The organism is Aeromonas sp. Prich7-2 (assembly GCF_017939255.1).
Classification (GTDB): domain Bacteria; phylum Pseudomonadota; class Gammaproteobacteria; order Enterobacterales; family Aeromonadaceae; genus Aeromonas; species Aeromonas caviae.
In genome coordinates, this window is record NZ_JAGKRI010000215.1 from 1 (window position 1) to 6,031 (window position 6,031).

Below are 6,031 nucleotides of genomic sequence, written 5' to 3' on the forward strand. Positions count from 1 at the left end.
GCCTTGGCCTTGTCCTTGGGCTTGTAAGGACGAGCTGGCATCACCGCCACCTGATAGTGCTCGGCCAACTGCTGGTAGCTGGGGTTGAGCTCGGGATCGTATCGGCAAGCCTTGCTGACACCGCTCTTGAGGTTGTCGGGGATCAGTAGTGCCGGTGTACCACCGAAAAACTCAAAGGCACGGACATGGCTTTGCAGCCAGTCCGGCAGTGACTGGGACCAGGTGGCCTCGGCAAAGGTGTAGTTGGACGCACCAAGCACGGCGACAAAGATCTGGGCCTGACGGACCTCACCCGTAGTCGGCGAGGCGATGGGCACCGTGGGCCCGCAGTAGTCGATAAAGAGCTTTTCCCCCGCCTTGTGGATCTGGCGCATGGAGCGCTTTTGCAACTGACACCAGGATTTGTAACGGTCGCAGAACTGGGAGTAGCTGTAACAGCTGTTGGGATAGCGCTGGGTGTACTCCTCCCAGAGCAGTTGTTTGGAGACCCCCTTACGCTTGAGCTCCTGATGGACAGAGGGCCAATCCGGTACAACATGGCGGGCCGAGATGGTGGTATCGGCCTGCGGATAGAACAGGGCCGCCAGTTGGCCATCATCAAGCTGGCTAGGTAAGGGCCAGGTCAGGCCGAGCGTCTGGGCACTTTTGAGGAGTTTCTGGATGGAGCCAACGCTGACCTTGGTGCAGCAACTTATCTGGCGAACAGAGAGGTCAGCTTCCAGCCGCAGTCGCAGCACTTCACGAATTTTACGCATTGCAATCCTCTTGGCAGACATAGGCTCTTCCCTGGCAAAAGGGAGAGCGTATCAAAGGTTGTTAAATCAATGCGTTAAGGATGATTCCGGTGAATGTGAACAGTGATTCCGGGATGTTGAACACTGTTTCCGGAAAGGAGGAGCAAAGTGTTCAGGTTGAGCCGGAATGAGCGTTCACATTGGTCCGGAAATGGTGTTCACGTTGAACCGGAATCGGTGTTCATGATCGGCCGGAATATGCAGGCAGCACGCCCCAAGCGTTTGGCAGTTTCCACCAACGAGAGTATCCGTTGACGAAACAACTCCCCACGACACACCCCGTAGCTCCGTTTGCGCCATAGCACATAGCTGCCACGCAGCGTGCGTTCCGCTTCATTATTCGTTAGCGGGATATCGTCATCACCCATAAACCGCCACAGCATCTCGTCATCCTTGATGAGCCATTCGCAGCGCCCCAGATAGCGTCTCGAGCACAGCACGGCGCATTGCGCTAACGTCTTTAACCAGCTTTGCCGATAACGTCTGAGCTGGTGTAGATAACACGCCTTGCTCAACGTGCCATCCTCATAACGGTGGCGAGCCATCAGAGGGCTTTGCCAGTCTTGATGCAGCGCGGGAATGGGTACGGGATTTTATGGCCTGGTATAACGACGAACACCGGCATAGCCGTATTCGCTTCGTCACGCCGAGTGAACGACATCGGGGCGACGACAAAGCCCTGCTGGAGAAGCGACATGCGGTGTATCAGGCCGCCAAAGTACAACATCCGGCTAGATGGAGTGGTAAAACGCGGGACTGGACACCGATCGGTGCCGTGATGCTGAATCCAGAGCGGTCTGAACCAGAGCAAAAACAGGCGGCTTAAAACAGGTTTACGCGACAACTATCTTGAAAAACGCCGCCTGGGGGCGAGTACCGACAAATCTATGAACAATCCTCGCTACGCGAGAATGATGGCCATAGCTCCTCACCTTTTCAGGTGAGAGGGATGCGCTTTATCTATATATATACAAACAATCCCTCTCAGCTGTGCACCTCAGCTCTAGTGCCACCAAAACACCTCAACGAATGGTCCAATGGAAACCACGGGTAGATAACTGGATCACATGCACCACGACCAGTGGTGCAACCTAGAAAAAGAAAAAATGGCTACTGAGCGATCCTGCCTGGGTAGCGGACACTGACAGATCTACCCATCTTTCCTCGCTCCGCGAGAATGATAACCATAGCTCTACTTTTTCAGGTTCAGGTGAGAGGGATGCGCTTTATCTATATATATACAAACAATCCCTCTCAGCTGTGCACCTCAGCTCTAGTGCCACCAAAACACCTTCAACGAATGGTCCAATGGAAACCACGGGTAGATAACTGGATCACATGCACCACGACCAGTGGTGCAACCTAGAAAAAATGGCTACTGAGCTATCCTGCCTGGGGGGCGAGTACCGACAGATCTATGAACAATCCTCGCTACGCGAGAATGATAGCCATAGCTATTCACCTTTTCAGGTGAGAGGGATACGCTTTATCTATATATATAAAAACAATCCCTCTCAGCTACGCAACTCAGTTACCCTGCTGGACCAACCTCAGAGTATCTCTCGCTCCTGGGCGGTTGGCTGCTCACGTTCGGCCATGAAGTCGGCGCTCATACAAGGCTCATCAAACCACCTATCCCAGGACTCACCTACAGGTGTGATTATACGAGTACGACCAACCACGACGATCTCAACATGCGTGACCTCATCTGGCAGGGCCACTGCCTCGGGCAGGTATACCCCCTGGCCACGACCACACCTAAAAACTGTTGATTCCATCACGCGTCCTATGAATACAGTACCATGTGAACCGAACATAGCTAATGGGTGCGGTATGTCAACTGACACCGGATGCACACGTTATGCAATACGGCTATACTGTATATAAAAACAGTAACCAGTGAGCCACCATGTTCGCCATCCCACATCCAACCCCGGACGCTCTAGAGCTACCGCTTTTTCTGTCCCCTGTGATTTGCGGCTTTCCTAGCCCAGCACAGGACTATATAGAGCAAACCATAGATCTGAACCAGATCTGTATTGAGCATCCCGCTGCCACCTTCTATGTCAGGGCCAGCGGCCACAGCATGGTGGAAAAGGGCATCAATGACGGGGATCTTTTGATCGTAGATAGGGCGCTCAAGGCCCGCCACGGCGCTATCGTTCTAGCCTGCCTTGATGGTGAATTCACTGTCAAACAGCTGCAAGAACGCCCGTTCCCTGCCCTGCTACCCGCCAATCCGGATTTCCAGCCCATCCATCTATTGGACGGGCAGGAACTAGAAATTTTTGGCGTCGTAACCTATGTGCTCCACAAGACCAAACTGGGGTAAACCATGCCCAACACCATTGCCCTCGTCGATGTGAACAACTTCTATGCGTCCTGCGAGCGCCTGTTTAGGCCAGACCTCAAGGGGCGCCCGATCGTGGTGCTATCGAACAACGACGGCTGCGTTGTGGCTCGCTCGGCAGAAGCCAAGGCGCTTGGCATCAAGATGGGTGTTCCCTACTTCCAGATCCGTCAGTTCTTCGAGGCCGTAGGCGGTGTTTGGTTCTCGAGCAACTACGCCCTCTATGGTGATATGTCACAGCGCGTAATGACCACGCTGGAAGGCATGGTGCCAACTGTCGAGGTGTACAGTGTTGATGAGGCGTTTGTTGAACTGAACGAATCATGGGCGGGAGACCTAACAGCATATGGTCGTCAGATCCGTGAACGAATACAGCAATGGACTGGACTCACAGTCGGCGTCGGGATCGGGCCAACCAAAACACTCGCCAAGCTGGCAAACTACGCCGCGAAGAAGTGGCCTGCGACTGGTGGAGTGGTTGATTTGCGTGATGAGGCACGTCGAGCGCGTTTGATGGCTATCACTCCGGTCGGGGAAATATGGGGAATAGGTAGAAAACTGACTACCAGGCTCGAAGCGCACGAGATCAAGAGTGTGGCGGACCTAGTCGCTGTTGATGGTAAAAACCTACGGCATCGTTATGGGGTCGTTGTTGAGCGAACCGTGCTAGAGCTACGCGGCTATCCATGCGCCAGCCTGGAGCAGGACACACAAGCCAAACAGCAGATCATCTGCTCCCGATCATTCGGTGAACGGATCACACACATGAATTCCATGCATCAAGCACTCGCAGGATATATGGAACGTGCAGCTGAAAAACTCCGGGCAGAGGGAATGGACATATATCCCCCTTCCTTATGGTTATGTGCGATTTCCTTCCGCAGTATCGATAACGACGGTTGCCCTATTCTTTATTTGTCTTTCATCAAGGCACGGATGGCATCAAAGCCCTGGGTCGCCTTGTTCATAATGTCGGAGCGATAGTTGTAGGCTAGGGCACCCACGACGGCCCCCGCGGCCAGCATGCCCCCGACGCTGCTCAGTGTCTTGGACATCTCCCAGCCCGCGATCAAGGCATCATTCTCGACCCGCTTCGCTTCCACAGTCCAACCTTGTGCTTCAAGCTCGGCAGAGAGCGCCTCAACCAGATCCAGCAAGGCGGATGCCTTGATGCCAAGTGTACTCGCGGCACAAGCAAGGTTTTCGACAGAGAGTGCGGACACCCCTTTCTCAAGCTTTCCCCATCCGACACTGGTCATCCCAACGCTTTCCGCCATTTGGAGCTGTGAGAGCCCCCTTTGCTCACGCTGTTCTCGCAGGACCAGTCCAAGCACTGTTGTATAGCAAGTTGTCTTACCCATAGTGTCTTCCTCGTTTTTTTTCATGATAACTAAAAAAACATATTGACGCCATGATTTCCCACAACTACAGTACCAATGAAACTGAGGGTTTCACAAAACACATCAAACAATTAAACCAAGGAATGTTACATGGCTACTATCAATAACATCGAATGCGCTGATTACAATGACGGCAGTTTTTGGCAAAAGGTAAAACGTTACTGCAAGGATATCGGCAAGGGTTCTTTGGAGAGCGTGTTCCGTTTGTATTGTGCGCTGGACAGTGAAAAGTGCTCTGCTGCGGATAGGGCAATCATATACGGCGCACTGGCTTATTTGGTATCCCCCATCGATTTGATCCCGGACTTGACTCCATTCATCGGGTACACCGATGACATGGCGCTGATTACAGCTGCGTTATCGTCGGTGGTGTCCTGTATCGACTCTTCGGTTAAGGCAAAGGCAAGGAGCATGATTAATGAAATATTTAACTAAAATAAACGCTTGGGCGATGAGCATCCTGATCAAAGCGTTTGAGATATTGGCTCCTGAGCGTGTAAAGGCATTTGCAATAAAAAAAGAACTGAAAAAGCAAGCCAATAAAATGACAAAGCGTAAAGGCGAATTTGATCGAGAAATAGAGTCATTAGCTGACATCGTCATTGATACATGTGGAACCGAGCCTATTGTCAAGGCGGTAGATATTCTTCAAAAGATGAAGGCTTACCAAGAAAAAAAATGAGTGACAATACTCTGACCGTGGCAGGATGCCGCCATACAATCCGTTAAGTTTTCAAGGAGAATTATTATGTACCCCATTGGCGCTCACTTGGTGACTCCCCGTACTGGCTACGACCACCATGGCATCTATGTAGGTAATGGAAAGGTGGTTCATTACGCCGGTTTTGCACGTGGGTTCAACACCGGTCCCTAGATTGGCCCCTTGAAGATCCAGACACTTCGCCCCTCTTAACTTAAGAGGTAGTCTTGGAGCTATGTTCAGTACTAGTCACAACGAGAAGATGGTCGAAGTGTTAACAGGGGCCGAGCGCCGTCGACGCCGGACTCCACAAGAAAAGATCGCCATCGTGCAGCAGACCTTTGAGCCCGGGATGACCGTCTCTCATGTTGCTCGCTTGCACGACGTCAACGCAAACCAGCTTTTCAAATGGCGTAAGCAATTCCAAGAAGGGTCTCTCACGGCGATCACCGCCGGTGAGGATGTTGTTCCTGCTTCCGAGTTGGCTGCTGCCATCAAGCAGATCCGAGAGCTTCAGCGTCTGCTCGGGAAGAAGACCATGGAGAACGAGATCCTCAAAGAAGCCGTGGAGTATGGTCGAGCAAAAAAATGGATTGCGCATGCGCCCTTGTTGCCGGGGGACGACGATTAAGTGCTGTGAGCCAGGCTCTTAATGTATCGCGTGCGCAGCTATCCGTTCGTGTTCATCGAAAACCGGGTTGGCAAGATGGTCGTCATCATCGCCAGCGTGATGATGCAGCCTTACTTGGCCGTATCATGGAGGCGATGGCAGAGCTTCCCTCCTATG

7 protein-coding genes and 4 pseudogenes are annotated in these 6,031 nt (G+C 52.4%); 7 read left to right on the forward strand and 4 right to left on the reverse strand.

Annotated features, from left to right (window positions below):
- Both istA and J9892_RS20795 read right to left on the reverse strand, forming a co-directional pair.
- The coding region (istA, locus tag J9892_RS20790; RefSeq protein WP_210538862.1) for an IS21 family transposase at positions 1-776 on the reverse strand (776 nt) is incomplete at its 3' end.
- Between the two features lie 227 nt (positions 777-1,003).
- A pseudogene (locus J9892_RS20795) lies at positions 1,004-1,333 on the reverse strand (transposase); the annotation flags it as partial.
- A 2-nt stretch (positions 1,334-1,335) separates the two neighbouring features.
- Here J9892_RS20795 and J9892_RS20800 point away from each other — a divergent pair.
- Positions 1,336-1,620: pseudogene (locus J9892_RS20800) on the forward strand (IS3 family transposase); the annotation flags it as partial.
- 724 nt (positions 1,621-2,344) lie between these two features.
- Here J9892_RS20800 and vapB read toward each other — a convergent pair.
- Positions 2,345-2,611 (reverse strand): type II toxin-antitoxin system VapB family antitoxin, encoded by a 267-nt coding sequence (gene vapB / locus J9892_RS20805; RefSeq protein ID WP_333563547.1) that lies wholly within the window; start codon positions 2,609-2,611, stop codon positions 2,345-2,347.
- Positions 2,612-2,703: 92 nt separating this feature from the next.
- Between vapB and umuD the strand changes: the two genes are divergently transcribed.
- Together umuD and J9892_RS20815 are read left to right on the forward strand one after the other, a co-directional pair.
- Positions 2,704-3,126, forward strand: a complete 423-nt coding sequence (umuD, locus tag J9892_RS20810) for a translesion error-prone DNA polymerase V autoproteolytic subunit (protein ID WP_059112981.1) — start codon at positions 2,704-2,706, stop codon at positions 3,124-3,126.
- A 3-nt stretch (positions 3,127-3,129) separates the two neighbouring features.
- Positions 3,130-3,981 (forward strand): annotated as a pseudogene (locus tag J9892_RS20815) (Y-family DNA polymerase); the annotation flags it as partial.
- Between the two features lie 74 nt (positions 3,982-4,055).
- On the opposite strand, the gene J9892_RS20820 reads toward J9892_RS20815, so the two are convergent.
- Complete coding sequence (locus tag J9892_RS20820; protein ID WP_158656260.1) at positions 4,056-4,505, reverse strand: helix-turn-helix transcriptional regulator; 450 nt, start codon at positions 4,503-4,505, stop codon at positions 4,056-4,058.
- A 129-nt stretch (positions 4,506-4,634) separates the two neighbouring features.
- Here J9892_RS20820 and J9892_RS20825 point away from each other — a divergent pair, with 129 nt between their 5' ends.
- From J9892_RS20825 to J9892_RS20840, 4 genes and pseudogenes are all read left to right on the forward strand, one after another.
- Positions 4,635-4,979, forward strand: a complete 345-nt coding sequence (locus J9892_RS20825) for a YkvA family protein (protein WP_210538864.1) — start codon at positions 4,635-4,637, stop codon at positions 4,977-4,979.
- The gene (locus J9892_RS20830; RefSeq protein WP_210538866.1) at positions 4,963-5,226 is read left to right on the forward strand and encodes a hypothetical protein; all 264 of its coding nucleotides are present in this window, start codon (positions 4,963-4,965) and stop codon (positions 5,224-5,226) included. The genes J9892_RS20825 and J9892_RS20830 overlap by 17 nt, the downstream gene beginning before the upstream one ends.
- A 66-nt stretch (positions 5,227-5,292) precedes the next feature.
- Positions 5,293-5,418 (forward strand): lecithin retinol acyltransferase family protein, encoded by a 126-nt coding sequence (locus J9892_RS20835; protein ID WP_210538868.1) that lies wholly within the window; start codon positions 5,293-5,295, stop codon positions 5,416-5,418.
- Between the two features lie 88 nt (positions 5,419-5,506).
- Positions 5,507-6,031: pseudogene (locus tag J9892_RS20840) on the forward strand (transposase); the annotation flags it as partial.